Genomic DNA, 326 nt, shown 5'->3' with positions numbered 1-326 from the left:
CCGCTGTGTTGATCTGAGGATCATCAAAGGTTAGTTGCAACACGACTTGGGCATTATGTGGGAGGTGAAACATCGGTAAATGCGAGGCAAATAAACCATATTCACTGCCAAACAATAGCATGCCGTGAAGTCCAACTCGAACTTGTGGCGTTACAGGGCTATTCGATGAGGTATCAACTTGTGTCGCGTTGGTAGTCAGTGGCAGTAGCATCAAAATGGCCAATAAACCCCGACTGAAATACTTGTAAAAGCGGCGTATGGATAATGGCGAAAACAGTGTGGTGATATAGCGATTTAATAGCATATTAGCGGCTCTTCTGTGTAGA

The 326-nt window shown here is 44.8% G+C and carries 1 pseudogene; it reads right to left on the bottom strand.

Annotation, left to right across the window (positions count from 1 at the left end):
- Nucleotides 1–304, bottom strand: a pseudogene (locus AAEZ00_RS20790) (hypothetical protein); the annotation flags it as partial.
- Nucleotides 305–326 lie beyond the last annotated feature (22 nt).

The sequence above is a fragment of the Shewanella sp. S1-49-MNA-CIBAN-0167 genome (assembly GCF_040310145.1).
In the GTDB taxonomy this organism is placed as follows: domain Bacteria; phylum Pseudomonadota; class Gammaproteobacteria; order Enterobacterales; family Shewanellaceae; genus Shewanella; species Shewanella psychromarinicola.
Note: the sequence above shows the minus strand (reverse complement) of the source record. Positions and strands in the feature narration are given on the sequence as shown.